We start from the raw sequence: 2,531 nt of genomic DNA, 5'->3' as shown, positions 1-2,531 counted from the left end.
CCCACGGGGTCACCCCCGGAGCCGGAGGGTGGACTACCCGAGCGAACGGGCAATTTATCGGGGATAGATCGTTTCATCTATCAACACACATCCCAGCTTTGGCTGGGCGCACGAAGGAAAAATCATGAAGTGCGATCGTTGCAATGCCCAGATTGAACCTGGAGAAAAAAAGGAGTATCTGGGCCAGATACTTTGCGAGGATTGCTATATGGATGCACTTTCCCCTCCCAAGGGATGCGATCCATGGGCGGTTTATGCCGCGAAGTCCTTTGAGAAACACTCTGCTTCGCCTGAGGCATTGACCCCTATCCAGAAGCAGATCCTTAAGATCTTGGAGGAAACCGGTGGCATTGAACATCAGGATCTGCTTCAGCGGCTGGGGGATAATTTACGCCCGAAGGATCTGGAACGGGAGTTATCCGTGCTCAGGCACATGGAGAAGGTCCGGGGGGAGAAGCGAGGTGATCGGGTTGTGTGCCGGTTATGGTAGGGAGAAATATTATGGCAAAAAGCGAGGTTTTTGATCGGATCTATCTGGAATACCTGGAAAGAATTTCCTCTATCGACTTTCGCTCCATTAAGGAGAGGCTTGGCTTGAGTCTCGAGAAGGGGCACCTGATAATCCCCTTTTATGGTGCACCTTATCGGGTATCCCCAGAAGGCATTACCGATGACCAGGGGAAAAGACCCAGCCATGAAATAAGTGTAGTATTATGTAAGTATCTACTGATGTGTCCGGAAAAGGAGCCCTCGGAGGCGGGGTGGATCACATATGTCACATATAAAGAGTTTAAGGACGCCGCCCCTTTTGTGGAAGGCTTTACTAATAATGTGGAAAAGGCGATCAGTCGGAATTTTTCCGGCAAGCTTTCGTTGTTAAAAGATGCCTGTGATGCAATAGGCGGCCTGCCAGCAGAGCTTGGGGTTTCCTATGATCTTTGCGTAAGGTTTGAGGCGCTTCCTAAAGTACCTGTTTTGCTTTTATTCAATGATGAGGATGAAGAGTTTCCAGCTCAGAGTTCTTTGCTTTTTGAAAGGAGGGCGGAAAGGTATCTCGACATGGAGTGCCTTGCTATCACAGGGATGGTCCTTGCAAGATGGTTGATAAAGCATCTAGAAAGGACAGAGCACGAAAGCCATATAGAGGGGTAAATGATGAAGATATGCATATGCGGCAAAGGAGGGAGTGGGAAAAGTAGCATTGCCAAACTGATGGCCGATGTTTTCGAGAAACAAGGTAAAGCCGTTATTGTCTTGGACTCCGATGAGTCCAATGCAGGTCTCTTTTGGATGCTGGGGTTTGAGAAGCCCCCACACCCTTTGATGGAATCCTTGGGTGGCAAAAGGAGTGTCCAAGAAAAGATGATGGCGCGGTTTTCTAGAGGCGAAAACGAGCCGGAGATGTCTATCTGGGAAGGGGAAAGGATCTTTAGGGACTCCATTCCATCTGAATATCTTGCTCAAAAGGAAAATCTCAGGCTCATCACTACGGGAAAGATCCATCAGGCCCTGGAAGGATGTGCCTGTCCCATGGGGGTTGTTACAAGAGAATTTCTTAAAAAATTCGAGCTGGGTTCAGATGAAGTCATGCTTGTGGACATGGATGCCGGCATAGAACACTTCGGCCGGGGCATTGAGGCAAGTGTGGATGCGGTGGTATGCGTTGTTGAGCCATCCCTTGAATCCGTCACCATGGCTGCAAAAATCAAGGAGTTAACCCAATCCGTAGGTGCATCCTTTAAAGGGGCCATCCTTAACAAGGTGTCCTCGCCGGAACAAGAAAACGTTTTAAAGGATAAACTACACCACACAGGCGTTCCCATACTTGGAACCATCCATTACCACGGCAAGATCGTGGATGCATGCCTTGAGGGAAAGACTTTTGATGTATCTGAGGCATCTGCTGAAATGGAAGGTATTGTAAAAACACTGCTTCTTTAAACTTAAGAGGGATCATCATGAAATCAAGGCAAAATATCTTGCTGGGCTGTGTCGTTTGCCTGGGGTTGTGTTTCTTTGTGTTTGCCTCGGGATGTGCCCCGGTAATCTCGAAGCAGCTGATGACACAAGCCCAAAGAATAGGGTTTGATGAGATTATTAAAGACCCTGAGGCATATACAGGAAAGGTGGCGGTGCTCTCCGGTATTATCCTGGACTCAAAGAATACCAAAGAGGGCACCCTTTTGGAAATCCTTCAGATACCCGGTGATCCTTCTTCACGACCGAAAGATGTGGATAAGTCAAAGGGAAGGTTTCTGGGGCTTTACAAGGGGTTTTTGGATGTCGCTGTCTACAGGCGGGGCAGGGAGGCCACGATAGGAGGAGAGATCACTGGAAAGAGGGTCCTGCCACTTGGGGAGATTGAGTACACCTATCCGTTTATTGAAGTGAAAGAGATATATCTATGGCCGGTTGAAGAAAAAGAACCGGTTTATTGTTATCCCCCACCTTACTTGTGGCGTCCATGGTGGTATTATCACTATCCATGGCCATGTTGGTGATAAGGGAGGAGTCAAGATGAGCGCAAGGAT

4 protein-coding genes are annotated in these 2,531 nt (G+C 48.4%); all 4 read left to right on the top strand.

Annotated features, from left to right (window positions below; all coding sequences use genetic code 11):
- The first annotated feature begins 124 nt into the window (after nucleotides 1-124).
- The 4 genes from JRI46_12485 to JRI46_12470 are packed head-to-tail and all read left to right on the top strand — an operon-like array spanning nucleotide 125 to nucleotide 2,501.
- Nucleotides 125-490: a hypothetical protein gene (locus tag JRI46_12485; GenBank protein MBW2040382.1), complete on the top strand. Its 366-nt coding sequence runs from the start codon at nucleotides 125-127 to the stop codon at nucleotides 488-490.
- A gap of 11 nt (nucleotides 491-501) precedes the next feature.
- Entirely contained in the window at nucleotides 502-1,152 is a 651-nt protein-coding gene (locus tag JRI46_12480) for a DUF3786 domain-containing protein (GenBank protein ID MBW2040381.1), read from the top strand.
- Complete coding sequence (locus JRI46_12475) at nucleotides 1,153-1,941, top strand: P-loop NTPase (protein MBW2040380.1); 789 nt, start codon at nucleotides 1,153-1,155, stop codon at nucleotides 1,939-1,941.
- 17 nt (nucleotides 1,942-1,958) lie between these two features.
- The gene (locus JRI46_12470) at nucleotides 1,959-2,501 is read left to right on the top strand and encodes a Slp family lipoprotein (GenBank protein MBW2040379.1); all 543 of its coding nucleotides are present in this window, start codon (nucleotides 1,959-1,961) and stop codon (nucleotides 2,499-2,501) included.
- The last annotated feature ends 30 nt before the right edge of the window (nucleotides 2,502-2,531 follow it).

Source organism: Deltaproteobacteria bacterium (assembly GCA_019308925.1).
Lineage (GTDB): Bacteria > Desulfobacterota > B13-G15 > B13-G15 > RBG-16-54-18 > JAFDHG01.
This window is presented reverse-complemented; position numbering and strand designations above follow the sequence as displayed.